Origin of the sequence: Mesorhizobium sp. M0491 (assembly GCF_040321265.1) — a bacterium.
Taxonomy (GTDB): domain Bacteria; phylum Pseudomonadota; class Alphaproteobacteria; order Rhizobiales; family Rhizobiaceae; genus Mesorhizobium.
Genome location: NZ_JAMYRE010000005.1, coordinates 106,802 through 132,743, shown reverse-complemented (window position 1 = coordinate 132,743; position 25,942 = coordinate 106,802). Strand labels below are relative to the sequence as shown.

General features: G+C 63.3%; 30 protein-coding genes. 16 read left to right on the top strand and 14 right to left on the bottom strand.

Annotated elements, in window-relative coordinates; all coding sequences use genetic code 11:
- Positions 1-42: 42 nt before the first annotated feature.
- The gene (locus tag NKI69_RS07955) at positions 43-804 is read right to left on the bottom strand and encodes a GGDEF domain-containing protein (RefSeq protein ID WP_023810771.1); all 762 of its coding nucleotides are present in this window, start codon (positions 802-804) and stop codon (positions 43-45) included.
- Positions 805-964: 160 nt separating this feature from the next.
- Here NKI69_RS07955 and NKI69_RS07950 point away from each other — a divergent pair, with 160 nt between their 5' ends.
- A complete protein-coding gene (locus NKI69_RS07950) occupies positions 965-1,690 on the top strand; it encodes a pyrimidine 5'-nucleotidase (RefSeq protein WP_023810770.1) in 726 nt (241 codons plus the stop codon).
- 81 nt (positions 1,691-1,771) lie between these two features.
- On the opposite strand, the gene NKI69_RS07945 is transcribed toward NKI69_RS07950, so the two are convergent.
- Positions 1,772-2,617, bottom strand: coding sequence for an LOG family protein (locus tag NKI69_RS07945; protein ID WP_023810769.1), 846 nt, complete (start codon positions 2,615-2,617; stop codon positions 1,772-1,774).
- Positions 2,618-2,843: 226 nt separating this feature from the next.
- On the opposite strand from NKI69_RS07945, the gene dapD reads away from it, so the two are divergent.
- From dapD to NKI69_RS07925, 4 genes are all read left to right on the top strand, one after another.
- Positions 2,844-3,698, top strand: coding sequence for a 2,3,4,5-tetrahydropyridine-2,6-dicarboxylate N-succinyltransferase (gene dapD / locus NKI69_RS07940; protein ID WP_023810768.1), 855 nt, complete (start codon positions 2,844-2,846; stop codon positions 3,696-3,698).
- A gap of 72 nt (positions 3,699-3,770) precedes the next feature.
- Positions 3,771-4,133 carry a DUF805 domain-containing protein gene (locus NKI69_RS07935; RefSeq protein ID WP_023810767.1) on the top strand — a complete coding sequence of 121 codons (363 nt, stop codon included), beginning with the start codon at positions 3,771-3,773 and terminating at the stop codon, positions 4,131-4,133.
- Positions 4,126-4,503, top strand: coding sequence for a DUF805 domain-containing protein (locus tag NKI69_RS07930; RefSeq protein ID WP_023810766.1), 378 nt, complete (start codon positions 4,126-4,128; stop codon positions 4,501-4,503). Before NKI69_RS07935 ends, NKI69_RS07930 begins: the two co-directional genes overlap by 8 nt.
- Positions 4,504-4,516: 13 nt before the next feature.
- The gene (locus NKI69_RS07925) at positions 4,517-5,290 is read left to right on the top strand and encodes a hypothetical protein (protein ID WP_023810765.1); all 774 of its coding nucleotides are present in this window, start codon (positions 4,517-4,519) and stop codon (positions 5,288-5,290) included.
- Here NKI69_RS07925 and NKI69_RS07920 read toward each other — a convergent pair.
- On the bottom strand, positions 5,193-6,233 hold the full coding sequence (locus NKI69_RS07920; protein ID WP_023810764.1) for a 2-dehydropantoate 2-reductase: 1,041 nt from the start codon (positions 6,231-6,233) through the stop codon (positions 5,193-5,195). The genes NKI69_RS07925 and NKI69_RS07920 overlap by 98 nt on opposite strands.
- A gap of 127 nt (positions 6,234-6,360) precedes the next feature.
- Here NKI69_RS07920 and dapE point away from each other — a divergent pair, with 127 nt between their 5' ends.
- The gene (gene dapE / locus NKI69_RS07915) at positions 6,361-7,554 is read left to right on the top strand and encodes a succinyl-diaminopimelate desuccinylase (RefSeq protein ID WP_023810763.1); all 1,194 of its coding nucleotides are present in this window, start codon (positions 6,361-6,363) and stop codon (positions 7,552-7,554) included.
- Between the two features lie 5 nt (positions 7,555-7,559).
- Positions 7,560-8,195, top strand: a complete 636-nt coding sequence (locus NKI69_RS07910) for a hypothetical protein (protein WP_023810762.1) — start codon at positions 7,560-7,562, stop codon at positions 8,193-8,195.
- On the opposite strand, the gene truA is transcribed toward NKI69_RS07910, so the two are convergent.
- The 6 genes from truA to def form a co-directional block, all read right to left on the bottom strand.
- Positions 8,162-8,932, bottom strand: a complete 771-nt coding sequence (truA, locus tag NKI69_RS07905; protein WP_023810761.1) for a tRNA pseudouridine(38-40) synthase TruA — start codon at positions 8,930-8,932, stop codon at positions 8,162-8,164. The two genes, NKI69_RS07910 and truA, sit on opposite strands and share 34 nt — an antisense overlap.
- A 121-nt stretch (positions 8,933-9,053) precedes the next feature.
- On the bottom strand, positions 9,054-9,560 hold the full coding sequence (locus tag NKI69_RS07900) for a GNAT family N-acetyltransferase (RefSeq protein ID WP_023810760.1): 507 nt from the start codon (positions 9,558-9,560) through the stop codon (positions 9,054-9,056).
- The gene (gene fmt / locus NKI69_RS07895; protein WP_128304189.1) at positions 9,557-10,510 is read right to left on the bottom strand and encodes a methionyl-tRNA formyltransferase; all 954 of its coding nucleotides are present in this window, start codon (positions 10,508-10,510) and stop codon (positions 9,557-9,559) included. Before fmt ends, NKI69_RS07900 begins: the two co-directional genes overlap by 4 nt.
- Before the next feature lie 43 nt (positions 10,511-10,553).
- Positions 10,554-10,970, bottom strand: coding sequence for a type II toxin-antitoxin system VapC family toxin (locus tag NKI69_RS07890; RefSeq protein WP_023810758.1), 417 nt, complete (start codon positions 10,968-10,970; stop codon positions 10,554-10,556).
- A gap of 5 nt (positions 10,971-10,975) precedes the next feature.
- On the bottom strand, positions 10,976-11,236 hold the full coding sequence (locus tag NKI69_RS07885) for a hypothetical protein (protein WP_023810757.1): 261 nt from the start codon (positions 11,234-11,236) through the stop codon (positions 10,976-10,978).
- 116 nt (positions 11,237-11,352) lie between these two features.
- Entirely contained in the window at positions 11,353-11,883 is a 531-nt protein-coding gene (gene def, locus NKI69_RS07880) for a peptide deformylase (RefSeq protein ID WP_023810756.1), read from the bottom strand.
- Positions 11,884-11,986: 103 nt separating this feature from the next.
- Between def and NKI69_RS07875 the strand changes: the two genes are divergently transcribed.
- On the top strand, positions 11,987-13,258 hold the full coding sequence (locus NKI69_RS07875) for a DNA recombination protein RmuC (protein WP_128304190.1): 1,272 nt from the start codon (positions 11,987-11,989) through the stop codon (positions 13,256-13,258).
- A 20-nt stretch (positions 13,259-13,278) separates the two neighbouring features.
- Here NKI69_RS07875 and NKI69_RS07870 read toward each other — a convergent pair whose 3' ends face one another.
- The 3 genes from NKI69_RS07870 to NKI69_RS07860 form a co-directional block, all read right to left on the bottom strand.
- A complete protein-coding gene (locus NKI69_RS07870) occupies positions 13,279-13,683 on the bottom strand; it encodes a GFA family protein (protein WP_127296482.1) in 405 nt (134 codons plus the stop codon).
- A 61-nt stretch (positions 13,684-13,744) separates the two neighbouring features.
- A complete protein-coding gene (locus NKI69_RS07865) occupies positions 13,745-14,710 on the bottom strand; it encodes a cation diffusion facilitator family transporter (RefSeq protein WP_128304191.1) in 966 nt (321 codons plus the stop codon).
- A 125-nt stretch (positions 14,711-14,835) separates the two neighbouring features.
- Positions 14,836-15,645 carry a transglutaminase-like domain-containing protein gene (locus NKI69_RS07860; RefSeq protein ID WP_023810752.1) on the bottom strand — a complete coding sequence of 270 codons (810 nt, stop codon included), beginning with the start codon at positions 15,643-15,645 and terminating at the stop codon, positions 14,836-14,838.
- Positions 15,646-15,855: 210 nt separating this feature from the next.
- Between NKI69_RS07860 and NKI69_RS07855 the strand changes: the two genes are divergently transcribed.
- Both NKI69_RS07855 and sugE read left to right on the top strand, forming a co-directional pair.
- Complete coding sequence (locus tag NKI69_RS07855) at positions 15,856-15,981, top strand: hypothetical protein (RefSeq protein WP_013528464.1); 126 nt, start codon at positions 15,856-15,858, stop codon at positions 15,979-15,981.
- Between the two features lie 205 nt (positions 15,982-16,186).
- Positions 16,187-16,501 (top strand): quaternary ammonium compound efflux SMR transporter SugE, encoded by a 315-nt coding sequence (gene sugE / locus NKI69_RS07850; RefSeq protein WP_013528463.1) that lies wholly within the window; start codon positions 16,187-16,189, stop codon positions 16,499-16,501.
- Between the two features lie 140 nt (positions 16,502-16,641).
- On the opposite strand, the gene NKI69_RS07845 is transcribed toward sugE, so the two are convergent.
- Complete coding sequence (locus tag NKI69_RS07845; protein ID WP_023761392.1) at positions 16,642-17,070, bottom strand: DUF6481 family protein; 429 nt, start codon at positions 17,068-17,070, stop codon at positions 16,642-16,644.
- A 301-nt stretch (positions 17,071-17,371) separates the two neighbouring features.
- Here NKI69_RS07845 and NKI69_RS07840 point away from each other — a divergent pair, with 301 nt between their 5' ends.
- The 3 genes from NKI69_RS07840 (at position 17,372) to NKI69_RS07830 (ending at position 20,791) form a co-directional block, all read left to right on the top strand.
- A complete protein-coding gene (locus NKI69_RS07840) occupies positions 17,372-18,433 on the top strand; it encodes an LLM class flavin-dependent oxidoreductase (RefSeq protein ID WP_352440589.1) in 1,062 nt (353 codons plus the stop codon).
- Between the two features lie 118 nt (positions 18,434-18,551).
- Entirely contained in the window at positions 18,552-19,721 is a 1,170-nt protein-coding gene (locus NKI69_RS07835; RefSeq protein WP_352720860.1) for an AI-2E family transporter, read from the top strand.
- 68 nt (positions 19,722-19,789) lie between these two features.
- Entirely contained in the window at positions 19,790-20,791 is a 1,002-nt protein-coding gene (locus NKI69_RS07830; protein ID WP_352720858.1) for an LLM class flavin-dependent oxidoreductase, read from the top strand.
- A gap of 32 nt (positions 20,792-20,823) precedes the next feature.
- Here the strand turns inward: NKI69_RS07830 and NKI69_RS07825 are convergent, their stop codons facing one another.
- Positions 20,824-21,843 carry a LacI family DNA-binding transcriptional regulator gene (locus NKI69_RS07825; RefSeq protein ID WP_127296487.1) on the bottom strand — a complete coding sequence of 340 codons (1,020 nt, stop codon included), beginning with the start codon at positions 21,841-21,843 and terminating at the stop codon, positions 20,824-20,826.
- A 220-nt stretch (positions 21,844-22,063) separates the two neighbouring features.
- On the opposite strand from NKI69_RS07825, the gene NKI69_RS07820 reads away from it, so the two are divergent.
- Genes NKI69_RS07820 through NKI69_RS07810 form a run of 3 tightly spaced genes read left to right on the top strand, consistent with a single transcriptional unit; the run spans position 22,064 to position 25,925 of the window.
- Positions 22,064-23,647: a sugar ABC transporter ATP-binding protein gene (locus NKI69_RS07820; RefSeq protein ID WP_352720856.1), complete on the top strand. Its 1,584-nt coding sequence runs from the start codon at positions 22,064-22,066 to the stop codon at positions 23,645-23,647.
- On the top strand, positions 23,644-24,960 hold the full coding sequence (locus tag NKI69_RS07815) for an ABC transporter permease (RefSeq protein ID WP_352720854.1): 1,317 nt from the start codon (positions 23,644-23,646) through the stop codon (positions 24,958-24,960). Before NKI69_RS07820 ends, NKI69_RS07815 begins: the two co-directional genes overlap by 4 nt.
- Positions 24,957-25,925, top strand: coding sequence for a substrate-binding domain-containing protein (locus NKI69_RS07810; protein ID WP_352720852.1), 969 nt, complete (start codon positions 24,957-24,959; stop codon positions 25,923-25,925). Before NKI69_RS07815 ends, NKI69_RS07810 begins: the two co-directional genes overlap by 4 nt.
- Positions 25,926-25,942 lie beyond the last annotated feature (17 nt).

Below are 25,942 nucleotides of genomic sequence, written 5' to 3'. Positions count from 1 at the left end.
AGGGTTAGAGTTTGCTTAACAGGCCGGTTGCGGCAGATCGGATCACGCCGCCTCGGAAATGCCGGTATCGATGATCGTCAGATTGCGGCCCTGGTGCTTGGCCTGGTAGAGGCGCCGGTCGGCGGCGCGCATCAGCTCCGACACACTGGCTTCCTCGCCGCAGATGGTGCCGCCGATGCTGACCGTGAGCGGGATGGTCCGCTCGTCGACGGGCCGGAAGCGGATCAGCTCGACTTCGCGGCGAATGCGCTCGGCGACGCGCTTGGCCTCCTGCTCGGTGGCGCCGATCAGAAAGGCGCCGAACTCCTCGCCGCCGATGCGGCCGAGCACATCGCCGCTGCGCACGCCGCGCTGGATCGCGCTGGCGATCAAAAGCAGCGCGTCATCGCCGGTCAGGTGGCCAAAATTGTCATTGATGGTCTTGAAGTGGTCGGCGTCGATGATCAGCAGCGCGCCGCGATCGGACTTGCGGCGCGAACCGTCAAGCGCGGCAAAGAAACTTTCCCGGTTGAGCATGCCGGTCATGTCGTCGCGGCTCGCCTTTTCCGCCAGTCGGCGATGCGCGGCGGCGAGCTGGGCATGAGCGCGGGCGAGATCGCGATGCGCGTTTTTCAGCCTGTCGCTTTGCCAGAAAGTGCTTGCGCTGGCGGCCCACGCCAGCACCAGCGGACAGAGGGTGGAGGTCAGCCAGATCGTACGATTGACCGGAAATCCCATGGCCGGAACGATGATCAGGGTCAGCAGGAGAGAGGCCGCGACTGAGGCGAAAGCAACGGCGGCGGATCTCAGAATTATGCTGTTCATCGCTTGCTCCCACAAGACTGCCTCTCTGCCAGCAAGCCCTGAAGGCCACCTTTCCCAGATGCCTAAAATTTGAATCGTGAGGCGATTTACGCAACCTCAACGAGCAGAAGTTGTGGATAAAGTCGCTTTCGGAATGCGCGTTTCATGCCATAAGGAGCCTATGACCACGCTCCCTGACCCCGCCCGCTTCGCCCATGTCACCGACTGGGTCTTCGATCTCGACAACACGCTCTATCCGCATCATTCGAATCTGTTCTCGCAGATCGACGTCAAGATGACCGCCTATGTCGGCGAACTGTTGGCATTGCCGCGCGACGATGCGCGCAAGTTGCAGAAGGAACTCTACCGCGAATATGGCACGACGCTGAACGGCCTGATGACACGTCATGGCATCGACCCCGACGATTTCCTCGAGAAGGTCCACGACATCGACTATTCATGGCTGGTGCCCGATCCCGTTCTCGGCACCGCCATCCGCCAGCTTCCGGGCCGCAAGTTCATCTTCACCAATGGCGACCGCAGGCACGCCGAGCGCACCGCGCGCCAACTCGGCATCCTCGACCATTTCGACGACATCTTCGACATCGTCGCCGCCGGGCTCAATCCCAAGCCGGCGCGCCAGACCTACGAGAAGTTCGCCGAACTGCACGCCGTCACCGGCCACAATGCGGTGATGTTCGAAGACCTTGCCCGTAACCTGTCGGTGCCGAAGTCGCTCGGCATGACCACGGTGCTTATCGTGCCGCGCAATTTCGAGCCGACCTTTGCCGAGATCTGGGAGCGCGACCCGGCCAACGAGGATGATGTCGATTTCGTAACCGACGATCTGGCGGGGTTTCTGACGGCGATTGTGGAGGGGGAAGGAAGAGGGGAATTGAAGAATTGAAGAATTGAAGAATGAAGGACGGTCTCCACGGATCAAGTTCCCCAGTTCTTCAATTCACCAGCTCTTCAATTCCCCACTGCCCTACTCCCCCAGCTTGTAGAACCGGCTGATGATCCCCCAGGCTTCGTCGGCGGTGTCGACGAAGTCGATGATGTCCTGATCGCCGGGGCTGATCGTGCCCTGCTCGGCGAGAAAATCGAGATTGATCGCCCGCTTCCAGAAGGATTTGCCGAACAGGATCACCGGCACGCGCTCCATGCGCCCTGTCTGGATCAGGGTCAGCGTCTCGAAGAATTCGTCCATCGTGCCGAAGCCGCCCGGAAACACCGCGACCGCCTTGGCGCGCATGACGAAATGCATCTTGCGGATAGCGAAATAATGGAAGTTGAAGCAGAGCTCCGGCGTCACATAGATGTTCGGCGCCTGCTCGTGCGGCAGGACGATGTTGAGGCCGATCGACGGCGCGCCGACATCGTCGGCGCCGCGGTTTCCCGCTTCCATCACGCCGGGCCCGCCACCGGTCACCACGACATATTCGCGGTAATAGGAGGTAGCCGACTGCTGCGAGCAGAGGCGGGCGAATTTGCGCGCTTCCTCGTAGTATTTGCTGTTTTCCTCGAGGTTCTTCTTCTGCGTCTCGTTCTTGGCCGCCCAGGCCTCGCCGCCGGGTTCCGGCAGGCGCGCGCCGCCGAACAGGATCACCGTCGAACGGATGCCGCGTTCGGCCAGGATCATCTCCGGTTTCAGGAGTTCGAGTTGCAGCCGGACCGCGCGCAACTCGCGCCGCGTCATGAAGTCGGGATCGTTCCAGGCGAGCCGGTAGGTTTCGGCACGCGTCTGCGGCGTGTCCGGCACACTCTTCGACCGCTCCAGATCCTCGTCCGAATGCGGCAGTGGCGTCCAGCCCGCCTTTTCCATAGGTGTCATATGCTCTACCCGTCCAAATTCTTAACTTGCGCCGCCCCATGACGCAGCCGCGATTGACCCTCACCAAGGCTTCACATAAGCAGGTTCCGCAAAAGTGTCCCGCGGTTTTGTGACAAGAACCTGCTACATGCAAAGACGCAAGCATGCGAAGCATGCATGGGGTCCGCGCGACTTTCAAAACAGGTTAAGGCGCAGCCCCTTAACAGCTTGGTAATGGAGCGAATTCATGTCGAAGCCCGATCTGGCGAGCCTCGAAAAGACCATCGAGAAGGCCTTCGAGGAACGCGACGCGATTTCGACTGCGACGCGCGGCGAAACGCGCGATGCCATCCAGTCGGCGCTCGACCTGCTCGACCGCGGCGCCGTCCGCGTCGCCGAGCGGCAGGCCGACGGCAAGTGGCATGTCAACCAGTGGCTGAAGAAGGCCGTGCTGTTGTCCTTCCGGCTCAATCCGATGGAGATCATCAAGGGTGGTCCCGGCGAAGCGATGTGGTGGGACAAGGTGCCGTCGAAGTTCGATGGCTGGGGCGCTGTCGATTTCGAAAAGTCGGGCTTTCGTGCCGTGCCGGGGTCGATCGTGCGTCGCTCGGCCTATATCGCGCCGGGCGCCGTGCTGATGCCGTCCTTCGTCAATGTCGGCGCCTATGTCGATACCGGCACCATGATCGACACCTGGGTCGGGGTAGGCTCCTGTGCCCAGATCGGCAAGAACGTGCATCTTTCCGGCGGCGTCGGCATCGGCGGCGTGCTGGAGCCGATGCAGGCCGGTCCGACCATCATCGAGGACAATTGCTTCATCGGCGCGCGTTCGGAAGTGGTCGAAGGTTGCATCGTGCGCGAAGGCTCGGTGCTCGGCATGGGCGTCTTCATCGGCCAGTCGACCAAGATCGTCGACCGCGCCACCGGCGAGATCTTCTATGGCGAAGTGCCGCCGAATTCCGTCGTCGTCGCCGGAACGATGCCGGGCAAGTCCTTTCCTAACGGCGAGCCAGGTCCGAGCCTCTACTGCGCCGTCATCGTCAAGCGTGTCGACGCCAAGACCCGCTCCAAGACCTCGATCAACGAATTGCTGCGCGATTGATCTTTGCGCAAAGCGAGCGCACCTTCCGCCGGCGCGACAATCGGTCGCGCTGGTTCAACATGGAGGGGTGACATGGACTGGAAGGATCTGCTCACAAGTTTTGATGGTCGCATAACCCGTGGCAAGTTCTGGGCCGCGATTGGCGTTTTCATCGTCATTGGCATCGTTGCCTTTATTCTCGATGCGATTCTCGGTACACGCATCACCACCGCCAGTGGCGCCCAGATCGGCATCATCGGCATTCTCATCGCTCTGGCCTCGATCTATTTCGCACTCGCAGTCTACGCCAAGCGCTGGCATGATCGCGGCAAGTCGGGCTGGTGGAGCCTGATCATGCTGGTGCCGCTCATCGGCCCGATCTGGTTTCTGGTGGAATGCGGCATTCTCGAAGGCGCCAGGGGCGCCAATCAATATGGACCGGACCCGCTTGCCTGACAGATCAGATCTCACCTGGCTTTTCTTCAAAACCTCGGGCCGCGTCAGTCGCGCGGCCTATTTTCTTGGCGGGTTGCTCGTCGCCATCATCCAGGCCTTCCCGCTCTACCGCTTCACGCTAGTGCCGGAAGGTTCGGCCGAGAGCAACATGTGGTCGTTCATCTTCTTCGTCGCCTTCATCGCCTCGCTGTGGTCGAACATCGCCCTGGCGGTGAAGCGGCTGCACGATTTGGACAAGCCGGGCATTGCCGCGCTGATCCTGTTCGTGCCGGTAGTGTCGATCGTCGCCTTCCTTGTGTTGTGCCTGTTTCCGGGGCAGCCTGGACCCAACCGCTATGGCCGGCGCACCAACGAGCCGGAACAATCCTGAGGGCCGATCGGACATGCGCTACCGCACGCTTGATCCGAAGCTGATCATCGAGACCGCGGAACGGCTGGAGACGCGTGTTGCGGAGCGTTTCCCCAAGGCCGGCCTGCGCGGCGTTGCCGCCGAACTGGTCTCGCTGTCGCGCGATCTGGCACAGGGCGCCAAGGCCCTGGAAGCGCCGATCTGGTGGCTGCGCGGCCTCATCGTCGCCGCTGTCGTTGCCGGCGCATTGATGTTCATCTTCGTCGGCACCGTCCTGCCATTCGACCGCATTTCCAAACCCGGTGATGCCGTCCAGTCGGTGCAAGGCATCGAAGCTTCGCTCAACATGTTCATCCTCGCCATTGTCGGATTTCTCGCCTTGATCCGCTCCGAGGAGCGCATCAAGCGCAAGCAGGTCTTTCGCCAGCTGCATGGCCTGCGCTCGCTGATCCACGTCATCGACATGCATCAGCTGACCAAGGATCCGGCGGCGCTGTCGGCCGATTTCAAGCCGACGTCGCATTCGCCCGCCCGCATCACCAATGCCGCCGACCTGGCCCGTTACCTCGATTATTGCTCCGAAATGCTGTCGATCACGGGCAAGATCGCCGCATTGTTCGCACAGTCGGTCAATGACGACGTGGTCATCGACGGCGTCAACGACATCGAGAACCTGGCGTCAAACCTGTCGCGGAAAATCTGGCAGAAGATCACGTTGATCGACGGCCGGCCGGTGCAACAACCTGCTCCGGCGGCAGGCCCGGCGAGCCAAGCCGCTCCGCTTCCGCCGCGCGCACCAAGGCGGTGATCCGCTGAACCGTCGGCACGGGCGTGCCGACCTTCCCCGCCAGCTGCAAGATGGCGCCTTGCAAGTCGTCGATCTCCGTCGGCCGGCCGCGCTGAAGATCGTCCCACATCGACGAGCGCGCCTGCGCGTCGATCGCCAGCATGCGCCGCGCCAGAAGCTTGAACAGCCAGTCAGGCAGCCTGAGCACCTTCGGCAGCAGCGCCGGCCGCAGGCCGGCGATCCGCGCCGGCTCGATGCCGGTCGCTTTCATCGCCGTGAGCGCCTCGTCGATCTGGCTGGCCAGGATCAGCCGCCAGCGCCGATCGGCCAGTTCGGCCGTCAGCGGCAGGCCGGAAAGCGCCACCAGTGCGTTGTTCAAATTCATCAGCAGCTTGCCCCACAGCACAGCCTTCATGTCGCCACGGGTTTCGACCGCAAACCCTTCGACTCCAAGCAGGTCGGCCAAGCCGGCGTCGCCATCCTCGACCATTACCGTGCCGTCGCTGGCGCGGTGAACGCGCAGCGGCAGTTCGCTGTCCGGCGACTGCACCACATTGAACGGCACCATGCCGGCCAGCACCGTACGTCCGGCAAGTTCAGCGCGCAGCCTGTCGGCATTGCCGACACCGTTCTGCAGGCTGATCACCACGGCATCGGGGCGGGCATGGGCCTTGATGAGGTCCGCCATATCCTGGGTGGCGCCGCTCTTGACCGTGACCAGGATCACGTCCGCCGGCGGCAGGGCGACGGCCGGATCGGCGGTGACGACAAGCGCCTCGGGCTTGATCGAGCGATCGGGGCCCTGGAGGTCGCTGACCCGCAATCCACCCTGCCGCAACGCTGCCTCGATGCGAGGCCGAGCCAGCAGAATGACCTCTCGGTTGGCCAGCGCCAGGCAGCCGCCGGCATAGCAGCCGATGCTGCCGGCACCGGCTATGACGATCCGTTTGTGCTTGTCTGCCATCCTGCCGCCCGCGCCGGGTCGCAACTATAAGACATGAAAACCATAATATCGGCGGTATCGCCAGCCATGACGCTGGCCCCTATGTCTGGCCGTGACAGGCCCTGCGCTTTCGACTATCGCTTTTGCCATGACGCTGCCGACCGATCCCGCCGAAAACCTCGCCGCCCTTATCCGTTGCGCTTCGGTGACGCCCGCTGAGGGCGGCGCGCTGACCGCGCTGGAGACGATGCTCAAACCGCTCGGCTTCCTGGTCGATCGGCCGGTGTTTTCCGAAGACGGCACGCCCGATATCGAAAACCTCTATGCAAGGCGCTCCGGCAATGGCCCGCATCTGATGTTCGCCGGACACACCGACGTGGTGCCTGTCGGCGACGAAGCCGCTTGGACGCATCCGCCTTTCGCCGCCGAGATCGCCAATGGCGAGATGTATGGCCGCGGCGCCGTCGACATGAAGGGCGGCATTGCCTGTTTCATCGCCGCCGTGGCGCGCCATGTCGAGGCCAATGGCGGTCCGAAAGGGTCGGTCTCGCTGCTGATCACCGGCGACGAGGAAGGCCCCGCGATCAACGGCACGGTGAAGCTGCTCGAATGGGCGGCTTCGCGGGGCGAGAAATGGGATGCCTCTGTCGTCGGCGAGCCGACCAATCCGGACGCTCTCGGCGACATGATCAAGATCGGCCGCCGCGGCTCGATGTCCGGCGCGGTCACCGTCAATGGCCGCCAGGGCCATGTCGCCTATCCCTTGCTTGCCGACAATCCGGTGCGCGGGCTGATGAGCCTGGTCGACGCCTTGCTGCATCCGGTTTTCGACAAGGGAACCAGGGATTTCCAGCCGACCAATCTGGAGATCACTTCCATCGACGTCGGCAACCCGGCCACCAATGTCATCCCGGCCAAAGCGACCGCGACCTTCAACATCCGCTTCAACGACACCTGGACTGATGAGACCTTGCAGGCCGAGATCCACAACCGGCTCGACCAGGCGGCTAGGCGCAAGAAGTACCGGCAGGGCAAGAAGACGCCGGTCGACTACGAACTCGTCTGGCGCGACCGGCCGAGCCATGTCTTCCTGACACGTGACGACAGGCTGATCGACACGCTGCGCGGCTCGATCAAGTCGGCGGTCGGCAAGGAGCCGACGCTGTCCACCTCCGGTGGAACGTCCGACGCGCGTTTCATCAAGGACTATTGTCCGGTGGTCGAGTTCGGGCTGGTCGGCAAGACAATGCACATGGTCGACGAGCGCGTCGCCATTGCCGATCTCGAAACGCTGACGCAAATTTACCAGCGCTTCATAGAAGACTGGTTCGGACAGGGCTGAACGGCATGCTTTCGGCGGACGAAACCCAAGCTTCGCTGACGGGCGCCTGGCGATTGATGCTCGGCAAGGCCGACGGCCTGCGCCTGCTCGACCTATCGGCCGACGGCTTCTGGAATTCCTTCTTCGCCATTGTCGTTGCAGCACCGGCGCTGATCGTCGGCTGGGTCGGCATCGCCAACGAAATCGGCGATCCCGACGCCTTCGCGGGGCGCTTCAGCATGCTGGTGCGCCTGGCGACGGTCGACATCGGCTCCTGGGTGCTGCCGCTGGTTGCGCTCGCTTTGATCGCGCCGCGCGCCGGCATCGGCGGCCGCTTCGTCCACTACGTCGTCGCCAGCAACTGGGCTTCGGCCATCACCGCCTGGCTGATGCTGCCCTCGGCGCTGATCCGGCTTTTCCTGTCGTCCGCAAGCCAGGCTGCGAGCCTTGTGTCGCTGTTCCTGTTTGCCCTGTCGATGGTGCTGACCTGGCGCATGACCAACGCCACGATCGGCAGGGGCGCATCGGTCGGCACCGCCGTTTTCGTCGGCATGTTCATCGCCTCGCTGCTGGTGCTGTTCGGCCTGCAGACGCTGCTCGGCATCACCGTGCCGGACGATGTCGGAGTTCAGAGCCTGTCCGGGCTCGTCTCGACTGGATAATCGACACCGGTGAGAAACAGCCCGTCGGGCGGCGCCACCTGGCCGCAGGCGGCGCGGTCGTGCGCCTCGAGCGCCGTTTTCAGGTCGGCCGCGCTCCAGCCGCCGTCGCCGACGCGCTTCAGTGAGCCGACCATCGAACGCACCTGGTTGTGCAGGAACGAGCGCGCCGAAGCCCTGACCTCGACTATGTCGCCCTGTCGGCTCACATCGAGCCGTTCCAGCGTCCTGATCGGGCTGTTGGCCTGGCACTGGGTCGAGCGGAAGGTGGTGAAGTCATGCCGTCCGAGCAGGACTTTCGCCGCTTCGTGCATGGCGCCGGCGTCGAGCCGCTTCGGCACCCACCACACCTTGCCCTTGTCGAGCGCGGCCGGGGCACGGCGGTTTAGGATGCGGTAGAGATAGTGGCGGCCGATGGCCGAGAAGCGGGCGTCGAAGCTGTCGGAAACGACCGTCGCTTTCAAGATGGCGATGCGCGCCCCGGCCGCCTGCAGATGGGCGTTGACGGCATCGCGCACCTTGTCGCCCGGCCACGCCTTGACGAGATCGACATGCGCCACCTGCGCTGTCGCATGCACGCCGGCATCGGTGCGTCCGGCGGCGCGCAGCCTGATCGCTTCGCCGCAGAATTTTTCAATCGCCCGCTCGATCGCCTGTTGCACCGAAGGCTGATCCGCCTGGTGCTGCCAGCCGGCAAACAGGCTGCCATCATATTCGATGTCGAGGCGAAAACGCGGCATTTGCGACTAGAGCTCTCGCCTCGGGCAATTCCAGGAAAAGTGTGAAACGGTTTTCCGTTCGGAATTGCGTTCAAACAAAGAGGTAGAGCAGTTCGCCGTTTCCATGAAACGGTGGACTGTTCTAGGCGGCGAGAGCGGTGAAGGCGGAGGCGTATACCAGCCTGCCGGCGTCAGGCGCGTCGCCCCAAGCCAGCGCCTGCAGCGCTTCGCCCTGGTATTCGCTCTCGAAGTTCTCGGCACGCGTGTGGCTATATCCGAAACGCCCGTAATAGGTGGGGTCGCCGAGCACCACGGCCAGCGTTTCGCCGGCATCCCTGAGGCGGATATGCGCCTCGCGGATCAGCGCGCCGCCGATGCCGCTGCCATGGAACGAGGGCTCCACCGCCAGCGGCGCGAGCGCCACGGCGGCGAAGGTCTTGCCGCCGTTCTGGACGAACAGCCGCGAAAACAGGATGTGGCCGACCACCTGGCCGTCCTCTTCCGCCACCAGTTCGGCAACAGCGTTGCCGCCAGTCACCAGCGCGTCGACCAGACCGGCCTCCGCCTGCTGGCCGAAAGCGTGTTCCTCGACGAGGCGGATGGCCTCGCGATCCCGCGGCGTTGCCGCGCGTATCGACATCATGCTCATGAGAATTTCAGTCCTTTTTCGATCTTGGCCCCGCGCAGGAATTCCGACGCGGCAGCGGGCTTTCCGCCCGCCCGTTGAACTTCGACCAGCCTGATCGCGCCTGCCCCGCAGGCGACCGTCAGCCGGTCATCGAGAATTCCTCCCGACTCGCCCAACTCTTCCCAAAGCGACAGGCCTTGCGACAGCGTCGAGCGAAGCAGTTTCAGCCGCTCCCGGCGGCCGCCAATTCCTATCTCCGACCAGGCGCCGGGAAAGGGCGACAGGCCGCGAATATGATTGTGGACCTCACTTGCTGAGCGAGTCCAGTCCACGCGAGTCTCGGATTTATCGATTTTCTTGGCGTAGGTCACCCCCTCCACAGCTTGTGTGGTGAATGTCAGGGTGTTCCCTTCCAACCGCGCCAGCGCTTCCACCATCAAGGCAGCACCGACGCTCATCAACCGATCATGCAAATCGCCGGCTGTCATATCGGGTTCGATGGCGCATTTTTCAATCAGCCCGACCGGGCCGGTGTCCAGCCCCTCTTCCATGCGCATCACCATCATGCCGCTTTCCAGGTCGCCGGCCATGATGGCGCGCTGGATAGGCGCGGCACCGCGCCAGCGCGGCAGAAGCGAGGCATGGCCGTTGATGCAGCCGAGCCGGGTCGCCTCCAAAACCGCCTTCGGCAGCAGCAAGCCATAGGCGACGACCACGGCGACGTCGGCCTGCAAGGCACGGAAGGCGGTCTGCTCGGCCTCGCCTTTGAGCGAAACCGGCGCTCGCACCTCGATGCCCAGTCGCTCCGCCTCGCGCTGCACCGGCGACGGTGTCAGCTCCAGCCCGCGCCGTCCGGCAGCGCGCGGCGGCTGGGTATAGACGACTGATATCTCATGGCCAGCCTCGGCGATCGCGCGCAAAGTCGGCACCGAAAACTCCGGCGTGCCCATGAAGATGACGCGAAGGGGCATTTTTCTTCCGAGACCTTCTCTCTACCTGCGCCGGGAAGTCAGCTCAGGCTTCAAACGGGTTTACCAGCTTCAGGTCAAGTCCGTCGAAGTCTCGAACGTTGCGGGTGGCAAGCGTGGCGTCGTGCACCTGGCAGATCGCAGCTATCATCGCGTCCTTGGTTTCGACAGGTCTGCCAGCGAGTCGTCTTGCCGCGGCAATGCGGCCATAGTGTTCTGCGGGCAGATCCCCAAAAACCAGGATCCGACCCGAAAATTCGCCCCGGATCCTCGAAATGCTTTGGAGAAGACCATCCCGCCGGATCGCCTCCTGAACGAGGTAGGCTCCGAAATAGAGCTCTGCAAAAACAATGGTGGAGAGGAAAAGGGTCGCAGGCTCTTGGCCATTCAACCAGTTGAGAACGTTTTTGCTCCGTTGCCGCGATAGCACGTCCGATATGACGTTGGTGTCCAGTATAATCATTTCGGTCAACGGAAATCAGGCGGCCCACGATCGGCCTCACTTCGCGACCTCGCTATTTCCTGAATCTCGTCGCTTGTGAAACGATCATCGCCGACGAGCGAATAGAGGCGATCGCCGACTTTTTCGGCGCCAGCAAATTGTGTTGCAAAACCCTTCTGTATCAAGACGACCGCTTCCTCCGAAAGGCTGCGCCTGTTCAGCCGCGCACTTTCCTCGAGACGCCGTTTCAATTCCGGATTGATCCCACGGATCAGCATGTCACCCATAGACACCTCCTACGTGATATCACTGATATCACAGCAAGTCGGTATTTTCAATCGAAGGTTCGTGAAGCTGAACCGCCGAGGCTGATCGGAGGGGCCGTGCTCCGACAGAGCATGCCCTATCCCACCAGCTTGCCCGGCGCTTTGTCCTTGGCGAGCTTCTTGAATTTCTTCACCACCATGTCGCGCTTCAGCTTCGAGATGTGGTCGATGAACAGGACGCCATTGAGGTGGTCGATCTCATGCTGCAGGCAGGTGGCCATCAGGCCCTCGGCCTCCATCTCCTGCAGCTTGCCGTCGCGGTCGAGATACTTGACCCGTACGGCGGCCGGGCGTTCGACCTCGGCGTAATAATCCGGGATCGACAGGCAGCCTTCCTCGTAGACGGAGCGCGCATCGGCGCTCTCCAGGATTTCCGGATTGATGAAGACATGCGGCGCCGGCGTCTCGTCTTCCTTGGCGAGATCGATCACCAGCAAGCGCAGCGGCTCGCCGATCTGGATTGCCGCCAGACCGATGCCCGGTGCGTCATACATGGTCGCCAGCATGTCGTCGGCTAATTTGCGCAGGGGCGCGTCGACACGCTCCACCGGTTGGGAAACCTGGCGCAGGATGGGGTCGGGAAGGATGATGAGCGGCTTGATCGGCATGGCGTTCCACGTAAGACCTCCAGCGAAAAGCGTCAACCGGTTGGCATGAGGCTCGTTCACGTTTTGATCTGTGCTATCGCGGCGAATCGTCTATGCTGTCCACATGAATGATTTGAGCACCATCCTTTCGGAGCCTGTCGCCCGGCTTGGCGCCACAACCATCACGCTCGGCCATGCGCTGGCCTTCGGCGCTTTGCTGTTTCTGGCCCTGTTCGTGGCGCTGGTCGTTGCGCTGTGGCGGTCGGCGAAGGCGCGCGCCGTGGCGGCTGCGGAAGCCGCCGATCATGCCCGCGATGCCGAGGCGCGGATGGCCGGAATTCTGCAAAGCCAGGCCGAAATGCAGGGTCGCATGGGCGCCATTGCGGAAGTGTTCGGCGCACGGCAGGCGGAGCTGACGCAATCGATCGGCCAGCGCCTGGACGCCATGACCGGCCGGCTCGGCCAGACCATGACCGAGCAGACGAAATCCACGCATGAGAGCCTGGCCAAGTTGCAGGAGCGGCTGGCTATCATCGATGTCGCGCAGGGCAACATCCAATCGCTCGCCGGCCAGGTCGTGCAGCTGCAGGCGATCCTCTCCAACAAGCAGACGCGCGGTGCTTTCGGCCAGTCGCGCATGGAGGCGATCGTTGCCGACGGCCTGCCGCATGGCGCCTATGAATTCCAGGCGACGCTGTCGAACGGCAGCCGTCCCGACTGCCTGGTGAAGATGCCGAACGGCGCGCCGTCGCTGGCCATCGACGCCAAGTTTCCGCTCGAGGCCTGGAATGCCATCCGCGCCGCCGACGGCGCCGACCTGCAGAAGGCCGCCTCGCAGGCCTTCCGCCGCGACATCGAGATCCATGTCCGCGATATCTCGGAAAAATACCTGATCCAGGGCGAGACGCAGGACACGGCCTTCATGTTCGTGCCGTCGGAATCGGTGTTCGCCGAGATCCACGAGAATTTCGAGGCGATCGTCCATAAGGCGCACCGTGCCCGCATCGTCATCGTCTCGCCGTCGCTGCTGATGCTGTCGATCCAGGTCATCCAGGCGATCCTCAAGGATGCCCGCATGCGCGAACAGGCGCATCTGATCCAGGGCGAGGTCATTCGGCTGATGGAGGATGTCGCGCGTGTCGATGAGCGGGTGCGCAAGCTGCAGGTCCATTTCGGCCAGTCGGCCAAGGACATCGACGACATCCTGGTTTCGACGTCGAAGGTCACCAAGCGCGGCCAGAAGATCGAAGCGCTGGAGTTCGGCGCGCAGCCCGACGGCGATGCCGCCGCGGACGCAGCGTCACGGGCTCCCGCCGCGAAAGTCGATACTGGCGCGCGCGTTGCCGATTCGAAAACCGGGCAGCTCAGGCTGAGGGTCGTCGAAGGCGACGACTGAGCAGCAGCGCCGGATCCGCCCTACTGCTCTTCCTTGGTCGTCATACCCGGGAATTCCGGCAACCAGGGCAGCGCCGAGCGGTGCCAGCTTTGCCGTCTCGGGACCAGCTGTTCACGTTGCCGCGCCGTGCCGACCCGGATGCCATAAACCTTCGGCCCGTCGCCAACCGATGTCGCGTAGAGATGCGAGCCGCACTCGCCGCAAAAGCCCTGCGCGCGCTTGTCGCCGCTCGATCCTGTCTTGATATAGACCTTTGGCGCACCCTTGGTGATCCGGTAGTGGCCTTCCGGCGCGCCCACGGTCACGCGAAAAGCCGTTCCGGTCAGTTGTTGGCAATCGGTGCAGTGGCAGATTCCGGTGTTCTCCGGGTCGACCTCCGCCTCGTAGGTGATGGCGCCACAATGACAGCCGCCGTCTATTCTCATCTTCGTTCCTCCAAAGTCCCGTCAATCTAGCGGGGCATGGCCGTGAGGCAATGGTGCAGCGCTAGTCCAGGGTCGGATCGGATGCGTTCTCGATCAGCCTGCGCCGCTGCTCCCAGGTGCCTGATGTCTGCGGCTTGACGAACAGCCGCGTGATCTCCGGCATCTCCTTCTTGAGCTGCGCCTCCAGGCGCTCGACGCAAGCTTCGATCTCGGGCGCCGTCAAATGGTCCTCGAACTCGATGCTGAGCCCGGCGACGATCTCTGTCGGCCCCATATGGACAGTCAGGACGCCGTTCGCCCGCTGTACCGCCGGATCCTGCTGGGCGATCGTCAGCACCTTCATCTGGACCTCGAGCGAGGCCGGCTCGCCGATCAGCAGGCCCTTGCTTTCGCGCGCCAGGAAGATCGCCGTCGCGCCCAGGATCAGCCCGATGCCGATCGAGGCGGCGCCGTCGAGCTCCGGCATCTCCAGCAGTTCCGCCGCCAGGATGCCGGCAAAGGCGACGATCAGGCCGAGAAGTGCTGCGCTGTCCTCGAACAGCACGGTGTAGACGCTCGGATCCTTGCTCGATTGCACCGCCCGCAGCCAGCCCTGCTTACCCTTCTGCTTGCGGAACTCCCTCAGCGCGACCAGCCAGGAGCTGCCCTCGAACAGAAAGGACAGGCCAAGAACGATGTAGTTGACCTTGCCGTTGGCGACCGGCTCCGGCGCCATCATATGGATCACGCCTTCGTAGAACGACACGCCGGCGCCCAGCGCGAAGACGAGGAGCGCGACGATGAAGCTCCAGAAGTAGAGTTCGCGGCCGTGACCGAGGGGATGCGTCCGGTCGGCCGGGCGGGCGGCACGGTGCATGCCGTAGAGCAGCAGGCCGCCATTGCCGGTATCGACCAGCGAATGCACGCCCTCCGACAGCATCGCCGAACTGCCGGTAAAGGCGGCGGCGGCGAACTTGGTCAGCGCGATGGCGAGATTGCCGGCGAGCGCCGCGTAGATCACCTTTTTTGAGCCGCCGTGCCCGGCCATGGCATTTGTCCCCGTTCAAGGCGCAGTCTAGCGGCCAGGCCGCTAAAGCTCCACAGGCATCACCGCGCGAATGTCGGGTCGTCCAAGGCAGCGGCCATAAGAGATCGGTCTATGGAAGACGGTGACTACTCGATGATCTCGCTGGTCCACACCTTGAAGCCGGCAAGCGTTCCCGGCCCGAATATATGGGTCAGCGGCACGTCGGCGGCGTCGCGGCCGGAGGCGATCAGGATGCGGCCGATGCGCGGTGCATTGTTGCGCGGGTCGAAGACATGCCAGCGGCCGCCGAGATAGACCTCCATCCAGGCGCAGAAATCCATGCTCGCCCATGGTTTCGGCATGCCGATGTCGCTGATGTAGCCGGTGCAATAGCGCGTCGGGATGTTGAGCGCCCGGCAGAAGGTGACCGCGAGATGCGCGTAATCTCGGCACACGCCGCTCTGTTCGCGATAGGCTTCCGCGGCGGTGCGTGTCGGCCGCGCATTGCCGTAGTTGAAGACGATGTGGTTGTGGACGAAATCGCAGACCGCCTGTACGCGTGGAATGCCAAGCGGCGTGTTGCCGAACAGCCGCCACGCCTCATCAGCCAGAAGGTCGCTCTCGCAAAACCGGCTGGGCAGCAGGAACAGCAGCGTGTCCGCCGGCAGGTCGCGCACCTCGTGCTGCCAGGCCATCAGGTCGCCCATCTCGAAAGTGCCGGGATCGCGGATTACCGCGTCGGTGCCGAAGGTGAAACGCCCGGGCGGCGCGACGAACCGGTTGCACCAGTTGCCGAAACTGTCGCGATAGCTTTCGATCGGCACCGGCGGGTTAGAGATCAGGAAGTCCGGCCGCTCGAGATCGGAGGCACGCGAGTAGTGGACATTCAGCATCGCGATGAGCGGCGTTTCCTGCGGAAAGTCGAAGCTCATCTCGCAGCCGATGTGAATTCGCATTGTCGTCCTGACGGCCTGCCTGACGATCACCCGGCGAAGCTCGGGCCGATGCTGCAGTGCGAAGACAACCATGGCATGGACGGCCATGGTTTACGAGCAAATTAGAAACCGGTTGAAAGCGAGCCGTTGACGGCGGCAGCAGTCGCTAACCCCTTGCAGTCCGGCGGTTCTCTTGTTTCACTTCGCTTCCCACATCAGGAGGAACGAATCATGGCTAAAGGTGCGATGAAGGCAGGCAAGGAAGCCCGCAAGCCGAAGAAGGACGCCAAGAAGCCCGCCCCGGCTCCGGCCCTGAAGGCGCCGCCGGTGAAGGCGATGAAGCTCAAGGACAAGTAAGTCCGGCCAATTTGCTTCGAAATGGGATTGACCGGCAGCGCTGTTGCCGGTCGTTGTTGATCGAGCGCCCGAAATTCCTATATTGGCATGGCGGGGACGACCTCGCGCTTCCTCAAAATCCGGACGGGACGACCCGCCATTGTTTGATTGATCGTCGGACTCCGAAAATCGTTTTTCGGTCCGATGCTCTGATGGAGCGTTGTCGATGTCTTGGATTCTTCTTTTTTTTGCCGGCCTGTTCGAGATCGGCTGGGCAATCGGCCTCAAATACACCGATGGCTTCTCGAAGCTCGTGCCCACCGTGCTGACCGTTGCCTCGATGGTCGTCAGCCTAACTCTGCTCGGCCTGGCGCTGAAGGCGCTGCCGGTCGGCACCGCCTATGCGGTGTGGACCGGCATCGGCACCGTCGGTACGGCATTGCTCGGCATCTGGCTGCTTGGCGAGCCGGCCACCGCGATCAGGCTGGCCTGCATCGCGCTCATTGTCTGCGGCATCATGGGATTGAAGTTCGCCGCCTGACCAATAGCGCTTCTTGTTTTTATGCATGCCGTCCTCACAAAACCGGGATCATTTTTGGGCGACATGCATGGGACAAACACGTTCAGGGCCGCTGCGAGGCGACCCTGATTCTCGAAGCAGATTGCTTCGTAGCCTGGAGGCTAGCGGGCGGAGAAGCCCGGCGGCGTCCTGCCGGTGCGCTGCTTGCGTGCCGCATAACGCGCGTCACGCTTGGCCTTGCGTTCGGCTTCGTCGGCCAGAAAACGCGCGATGCGCTCGTTCTCTTCGGATTCCCGAATCTTGGCCTCAGCCTGTGCAGCTTCCTCGGCGGCGATACGTGCCGCTTCGGCTGCTGCCTCGCGCTCGGCCTTCTCGACCGCTTCGCGTGCCAGCTTCTCCTGCTTAAGCCGGGCCTTTTCAGCCTCGCGGATTTCGCGAGCTGCAAGGATAGCCTTGCGTTCAGCCTGCCGCGCCAGCACTGCGGGATCATCCGCCGCCGGCTTTGCTTTGAAGCGCTCGAGGAGCGCCTTCTTTGCCTCGTTTGCGGCATTGCGCCGCTCGAAAACGTCTTTTTCCCTGTAGATAGCCAAGTCCACTTCCCTGAAGTCAATTCGCGACGCTTACATACGCGCGAAAACCGAGAGTTCAAGCGCCAAAACGGCATGGCAGCCATGAAATTGTCGGCTGTTGCAGCCGGGAGACGCCTTTGGAGCAATTCCAGGAAAAGTGTGAAGCGGTTTTCCCCGGAAAAGCGCGCAGCGCTTTCCCTTGGGAATTGCGACGAAGAGATAGAGTCGAAAACGACATGCACTGTTCACCGTCGCCCCTCTGGCAGCGAGGTTGGCGGATGGCTACGTCTAGCGGCAAATTCCAACACCAGGATGACATTAGATGGAACTCGGTCTCTACACCTTCGCCGACGTCAGCCCGCAGCCGGGCCCCGGCGCAATCGGCCCGCATGAGCGGCTGCGCAACCTGATCGAGGAGGTCGAGCTGGCCGATCAGGTCGGCCTCGACGTCTTCGGCCTCGGCGAGCATCACCGGCCCGATTATGCCGCCTCCGCACCGGTCGTGGCCCTGGCCGCGGCGGCCGAGCGTTCGAAGCGCATCAAGCTGACCAGCGCGGTCACCGTTCTGTCTTCCGATGACCCGGTGCGCGTGTTCCAGCAGTTCGCCACGCTCGACCTTCTGTCGGGCGGCCGCGCCGAGATCATGGCCGGACGCGGCTCGTTCATCGAATCCTTCCCGCTGTTCGGTTACAACCTCGAGGACTATGACGAGCTGTTCGCCGAAAAGCTCGATCTGCTGCTTGCCATCCGCGACAGCGTGAAGGTCACCTGGTCCGGCAATCTGCGCGCGCCGATCAACGATCGCGGCGTTTATCCCCGGCCCTTCCAGGACAGGCTGCCGGTTTGGATCGCCATTGGCGGCACGCCGCAGTCTGCCGCCCGCGCTGGCGCGCTCGGCCTGCCGCTGGCGCTCGCCATCATTGGCGGCGAGCCGGCGCGTTTCGCGCCGCTGTTCGATCTCTATCGCGAAGCCGCCAAGCGCGCCGGTAGTGATCTGGCGGGCCTCGCCACCAGCATCAACGTGCACGGCTTCATCGCCGAGACGACCGAGCAGGCGGCCGACGATTTTTACGGCCCGCAGGCGGAGGTGATGAACCGCATCGGCCGCGAGCGCGGCTGGGGTCCGACATCCCAAGCGCATTTCGACCAGTCGCGCGGCCCGAACGGCGCTTTGTTCGTCGGCGGCCCCGAGCAGGTGGCCGAGAAGATCGTCGCCCAGCACAAGATCTTCAAAAACGACCGCTTCCTGCTGCAGATGGCGATCGGCACCATGCCGCATGCCAAGATCATGAAGGCGATCGAACTCTACGGCACCAGGGTCGCGCCGATCGTACGCAAGGAAACAGCCAAGGCTGAGCCGGCACCGGCAGCGCCGGTCGCCTGACCCGGAGTCCGGTGCGAGCGGCCTCAATCCCGAAGCCGGCTCATGGAACCCTCGCCCGTAACTCCGCGTTTCTTGGAGGCGGTTGCCGTGCGAAGGGGCGCCGGCTTGAGGGGTGACTATGAAAACCGAACCCACTGCCTGGGGTCAGGAGATTTCCGATGAACCGGAATCGCGTGCCGCGGCTCGCGCCGACACGCGTCTGATGCGTTCGTTGTTGATCGGCATCTTCCTGTTCATGGCCATCTACGCGCTTTATTTCGCCCGCGCCTTCTTCATGCCGGTCATGCTGGCATTCCTGCTTGCGCTGACGCTGACGCCGATCGTCCGGCTCCTGCGCAAGCACGGCATCCCCGAAGTGATTTCGGCGACCCTCCTGGTGCTGCTCTCGATCTGCGCCTTTGCCATTGTAGGCTACCTGCTCAGCGGCCCGATCATCGACCTCATCAACAACACCTCGTCGATCGGCCAGCAGCTCGCCGAACGGCTGGCGCAATTGCGCCAGCCATTCGAAAAGATCATGCAGATTTCGCACCAGATCGAGCAGCTGACCGAGACCTCGCAGGAGTCGGGCATTCAGAAGGTGGCGGTGGCGCAGTCCGGCATCCTGTCGGCGGCCGCCAGCAACATCCTGTCGGCGGGAACAGGTCTCACCATCATCTTCGTGCTGTCGCTGTTCCTGCTCGCCTCCGGCACGATGTTTTATGAAAAGATCATCCAGTCCTTCGCCCGCCTAAGCGAAAAGAAGCGGGCGCTGCGCGTCGTCTATGACGTCGAGCGCGAAATCTCGCACTATCTGCTCACCGTCACCATCATCAATGCCGGCCTCGGCACGGTCATCGCTCTTGGTCTGTGGGCGCTCGGCATGCCAAATCCGCTGGTCTGGGGCGTCGCTGCCGCCCTGCTCAACTTCCTGCCCTATGTCGGAGCGCTGATCACCATCGTGCTGGTCACGATTATGGCGCTGATCAGCTTCGATACCATCTTCTACGCGCTTCTGGCGCCGGCCTTCGTGATCTTGTGCGACATCATCGAAGGCCAGTTCGTCACACCGATGGTGGTCGGCAGGCGCCTCGAGATCAACGCCGTGGCGATTTTCATCGCCATCGCCTTCTGGTCATGGTTGTGGGGCTTCGTCGGCGCCCTGATGGCGGTGCCGCTGCTGGTCGTCATCAAGGTATTCTGCGATCATTTCGACGGGCTCAGCCATGTCGGCAATTTTCTCGCCGCGCAGCACACGGCTGTCATCGAGGACGAGGACGTCGCCGACACTGAAGCTGTCAAAGGCTGATCAATATTTTTGAATTTGCGGCGCTGCCGGATGCTTCCTACATGCGGTCCTGACACAGGATCCCGTTCATGACCGACCTTTCCGTTCTCGACCTGTCGCCGATCGTCGAAGGCAGCGATGCCTCGCAGTCGCTGGCCAACTCGCTCGATCTTGCCCGCCATGCCGAGCGGCTGGGCTACAAGCGCTTCTGGCTCGCCGAGCATCACAACATGCCGGGCATCGCCAGCGCCGCCACAGCAGTCGTCATTGCCCATGTCGCCGGCGGCACCAAGACCATTCGCGTCGGCGCCGGCGGCATCATGCTGCCCAACCATTCGCCGCTGGTGATTGCCGAGCAGTTCGGCACGCTGGCCGCCTTGCATCCGGGCCGCATCGATCTCGGCATCGGCCGGGCGCCCGGCACCGACATGGGCACCGCCCGTGCCTTGCGCCGCAATCTCGAGACCGGGGTCGACAATTTCCCTCAGGATGTCGTCGAGCTGATGGGCTATTTCCAGCCAGCCGAGGAGGGCCAGCGCATCCGGGCCGTGCCCGGCGAAGGCCAGGACGTATCGGTCTGGATCCTCGGCTCCAGCCTCTACGGCGCGCAGCTCGCCGCCATGCTCGGCCTGCCCTACGCCTTCGCCTCGCATTTCGCGCCGGCGGAGCTGGATCACGCGCTGGACGTCTACCGCTCGCGCTTCCAGCCGTCGGAGCAGCTCGACAAGCCGCATGTCATGCTCGGCCTCAACGTCTTTGCCGCGCCCACCGACGCCGAGGCACGTTTGTTATTCACCTCGCTGCAACAGGCCTTCGTCAATCTGCGCACCGGTCGGGCCGGCCGGCTGCCGCCACCTGTCGAGAACTATGACCGCGATCTCGATCCGATGGCCAAGACCATGCTCGGCCAGGCACTGTCCTGCGCCGTCGTCGGCTCCCCGGAAACGGTACGGCAAGGCATCGATGCCTTCGTGCGCCGCACCGGCGCCGACGAACTGATGGTCACCGCGCAGATTTTTGATCATGCGGCGCGGGTGCGGTCGTTCGAGATCCTGGCCGAGGCGCACAAATCCCTGTCGCAGGCGGCCTGAGAAGTCCTGGTACGACTTACGCCGGGGGAAGGCTACGCGCTCACGCTCTGCGCAATCGCGCCGAGCGGACGGCATGAATTGCGGATCATCAGCCGGCCCTTGAGCAAAAGCTTGCGCGGCGGCGCGTCCCTGTTGCCGGCAAGACGGTCGAGAAGCAGATTGGCCGCCTGTTCTCCGATCGCCTGCACCGGTTGGGCCACCGTGGTCAACTGCGGCTGGAACACGTCGGACCATGGAAAGTCGTCGAAGCAGGCGACCGAAATGTCTTCCGGGCAGGACAGGCCGATGTCGCGGATCGCCTTCATGGTGCCGATCACCATCGGGTTGTTGGCCGAGAAGATAGCACTTGGCCGATCATGCGAGGAAAGCATCTGCATGGTTTCGTTATAGCCGTCGATCTCATGGAAATTGCCGAAGCGGATCAGTTCTTCGGCGATCGGCAGGCCGGCGGCGTGAAGCGCCTCGCGATATCCCGCCATGCGGTCATGCATCGGCGAGATGTCCGAGGTGCCGGTGATGTAACCGATGCGCCGGTGGCCGAGATTGATCAGATAGGTGATGGCGTCGAACACCGCGCGCTGGTTGTCCAGCACCACGGCATCGGTGTCGACGCCTTTGCAGATACGATCGAGCAGCACGACCGGCACGTTGGCGTCGTCGACGATCCGCTTGAGGATCGCGCCGTCGCCGACGCGCGCCACGATCAGCCCGTCGACCATGCGGTCGAGCAGCAGCTTGATCTGGTCGTCCTGGGTGTTCAAATCCTCGTCCGTACAGCACAGCATGACGGCATAGCCGGCCCGGTCGAAGGCCTGCTGGATGACCGAGACGACATCGGTGAAGAACGGGTTGGTGATGTGCGGCACGGTCAGTCCGATGGTGCGGGTCGTGCCCATCTTCAGGCTGCGGGCGATCGCGTTGCGCTTGTAGCCGATATCGCGGATCGCCTGCTCGATGCGCTGGCTAAGCTCCGGGCTGACTGTCGCCGTGCCATTGATCAGCGCCGAAACGGTGGCGACAGAAACACGCGCCGCTTCAGCCACATGAAGCATGGTGGGCGCGGTGGATTTGCGGTGTCTTTTTTGCCCTGACGCTGTCATTTTCGAAACGTTTCGACACCCCTTGCTGGCCAATACGTACGGAATCCTGTCCTTTTATGCAAGAATCGAATTGCATCAAACGTCCGGCACCTTATACCGGCTTGACATGATCGAAACGTTTAGATTAGCGTTTGCGGGAAATTGACGACGACGGAGGGAGGCCGCCATTGTCATGCAAGAGAGCAATTCCTTTTCCCCGCAGCACGGTGCGGCTGATCGGTCGGACACCGTTCTGAGTGCCGAGCGCATTTCCAAGAGCTTCGGCGGCATCGCCGCGCTTGTCGATGTCGGCTTCGAGCTGCGTCGCGGCGAGGTTCATGCCTTGATGGGCGAGAACGGCGCCGGCAAGTCGACGCTGATGAAGATCCTCTCCGGCGTCTATACCGGCTATGACGGCACGGTCAGCGTCGATGGCCGCCCGGTCAGCTTCGGCGGCGTGCGCGACGCCGAGGATGCCGGCATCGCCATCATTCATCAGGAACTCAACCTGGTGCCCGAACTCAGCGTCGCCGACAACATCTTCCTCGGCCGCGAGAAGCTGATCGCCGGGCTGATCGTCGACCGCAAGGCAAGCAGCCGCGCGGCGGGTGCTTTGTTGCAGCGGCTCGGCATCGAACTCGATCCGCAAGCCCGCGTCGGCGCCCTGCGTGTCGGCGAGCAGCAACTGGTCGAGATCGCCAAGGCGCTGTCGATGTCGGCGCGCATCCTGATCATGGACGAGCCGACCTCGGCGCTGTCGCCGGCCGAATGCCAGCGGCTGTTCCGCATCATCCGCCAGCTTGCCGACAGCGGAGTCGCCATCGTCTACATCTCGCACCGCATCGACGAGGTCATGCATCTGGCCGGTCGCGTCACCGTGTTTCGCGACGGACGCCATGTGCTGACCGAGCCGATGGCCAGGCTCGACGAAGATGCGATCATTTCGGCGATGGTCGGCCGCAACCTGCTTGCTTCCTCCCAGGAAGAGCGCCACTCCGGCGGCAAGATCGTGCTTTCGGTCGAAAACCTGTCGCTGTCGAAACCCGATGCGCATGGCTGGCGCACGGTGATCGACGGCGTCGGCTTCGATCTTGCCGCCGGAGAGATCCTCGGCATTGGCGGGCTGCTGGGTTCGGGCCGCACCGAGATCCTGGAAGCGATCTTCGGCTCGAGCGATGGCCGTACTGGTGGCGAAATCCAGGTCGACGGCCGGCCCGTGTATATCCGTTCGCCGCGCGATGCAAGGCGGCTGGGCATCGCGCTGGTGACCGAGGATCGCAAGACGCAAGGGTTGCATCTGCAGGCTTCGATCGCGGACAATGTCGCGCTGCCGCTGGTCGGCTCGCTGGCCCGCTTCGGCATCCGCTCGCTGGCCGGCGAGCAGGGGCTGGCGCGGCAGGCGGTCGAGGCCCTCGGCATCCGCTGCCGGGACATCGATCAGCCCGCCGGTACGTTGTCGGGCGGCAACCAGCAGAAGGTCGTCATCGGCAAGTGGCTGGCAACCAGGCCAAGGGTGCTGCTGCTCGACGAGCCGACGCGCGGCATCGATGTCGGCGCCAAGCGCGAGATCTACGACCTGATCTTCAGGCTGGCGCGCGACGGCCTCGCCATCGCCGTCATCAGCTCCGAACTGCCGGAGCTGCTGCACCTCTCCGACCGCATCCTGGTGATGGCCGATGGCCGCCAGACAGGCATTCTTTCCCGCGACGCGGCCAGTGAGGAGGCCATCATGCGCCTCGCCGCCCCGCGTCGGACCATATCGAGACCAGCCGCATGACTGCCCTGAAACTCCTGTCCCGAACCAAGCTCTATTGGGGCCTGATCGCCATCTTCCTGATCGGCGTGCTCGGCTCGCCGATGAGCTCGAAGGGCAACAACATCTTCCTCTCCTACGGCAATCTGCTCGATGTGCTGCGCCAGGTGTCGACCACCGGCCTGATCGCCACCGGCATGACGGCTGTCATCATCACCGGCGGCATCGATCTCTCCGTCGGCTCGCTGATGGCTATCTGCTCGGTGGTCTGCGCCATGCTGCTGACGGTTCCAGGCGTGACACCAGGCGTCGTGCTGGGCGTGCCGACCGTCGCTTTGGTGGCGCTTTGCCTCGGTTTCGTCGTCACCCGCTTCATTTTCCAGAACCTGGCAAAATCCCGTGCCGGCGCCGACCTCCTCCGTGAGATCAAGTTGGACGGGATTCGCGGCCTGGTCACGCCCGCCGTCGTCGGCGTGGTCCTGTGCTGCCTGTCGCTGTGGTTTCTGCTGCCGCAGATCGAGCCGAAATTCGGCGTGCTCGGCGTGCTGCTGGTGGCGCCATGCGTCGGCTTGCTGTTCGGCGCGCTCAACGGCTTCATCATCGTTGCCGGGCGGCTGCAACCCTTCATCGTCACCTTGGCGATGATGGTGACGGCGCTCGGCATCGCCCGGCTGACCGCCGGCCAGAACAATGCGGTGCTGCCGGTCTATACCGGCTCCAACGCGACCGCCGATTTCGAGATCCTGCGCTCATTGGTGTTCGGCATCATCCCTATGCCGGGCCTGTTCTTCCTCGGCGCCATCCTGATCTATGGCGCGGTGCTGCGCTTCACGCCGTTCGGCCGCTATGTCTACGCCATCGGCGGCAACGAGGAGGCGGCGCGCCTCTCCGGCATCGCCGCCGGTCGCGTCAAGATCGCTACCTATGCTGTCTCCGGGCTGCTCGCCGGCATCGCCGCCGTGCTCTATGTCGCGCAGTACCGGCAAGGCAAGCCGGATGCCGGCGCCGGGCTGGAGCTCGATGCCATCGCCGCCGTGGTCATCGGCGGCACCAGCCTGATGGGCGGCCGCGGCAGTCTCACCGGCACGTTCTGCGGCGTGCTGATCTTCGGCCTGCTCTCCAACATCCTGCAGCTCCACAACATCAATTCGAACCTTCAGCTGGTGCTGAAGGGGATGATCATCATCGGCACCGTGCTCGTGCAGGAGCGCAATGCCGGTGATCTCCTGGCCTATCTGCGCCTGCCCGGCGGGCAATCGGCGCACAAGGAAACGGCCGCGGCAAAGCGGCCGTCGCAAGAGACACCGTCTCTCAATCTCGGAGGAAACAAAAAATGAAACGACGTGACATGCTGAAGCTTGCCGCCCTGACCGCGGCGCTGCTGACCACCACCGCGCTTCTGACCACCGGCAATGCCTTCGCCCAGGACAAGAAGTGGAAGATCGGCTTCTCGCAGGTGACGACCATCGAGCCCTGGCGCGCGCAGTTCAACAAGGACATCCTGGCCGAAGCCGCCAAGCATCCCGAGGTCGAACTGATCATCACCGACGGCGAGGACAAGACCGAAAAGCAGGTCGCCGATGTCGAGAACCTGATCCGCCAGGAGGTCGATGCGCTGTTGGTGTCGCCGAAGGAATCGGCCGGCCTGACCGGCGTCGTGCAGCAGGCGATCGATGCCAAGATCCCGGTCTTCGTGCTCGACCGCAATGTCGAGACCAAGGACTACACGCAGTTCGTCGGTGGCGACAACGCGCTGATCGGCCGCGCGGCCGGCGAATATGCCGTCGAACTGCTTGGCGGCAAGGGCAAGGCTGCAGGCAACGTCGTCGAGATCTGGGGCGGCATGGGCACCCAGCCGGCGCATGACCGCCACGACGGCTTCCACGAATTCACCGACAAAGAGCCGGGCATCAAATATCTGCTCGACCAGCAGTCGGGCGACTGGAAGCAGGATCAGGCCTACAATCTGATGGCCAACGCGCTGAAGAGCAACGAGAAGATCGATCTCGTTTACGGACACAACGATCCGATGGCCTACGGCGCCTATCTCGCCGCCAAGGATGTCGGCCGCGAGAAGGACATCAAGTTCATTGGTATCGACGGCCTGCCCAACGAAGGCGTGCAGATGGTCAACAAGGGCGAGCTGACGGCAACCTTCACCTATGTCACTCCCGGTGCCGAAGGCCTGCGCCAGGCGATCAAGTTCCTCAACGGCGAGAAGGTCGAAAAGACCATCACTCTGCCGACCGAGAAGATCACCAAGGAAAACGCCGCCCAGGTGCTGAAGGACAACGGCCTCTGAGCCAAGCTTCCTGCCGG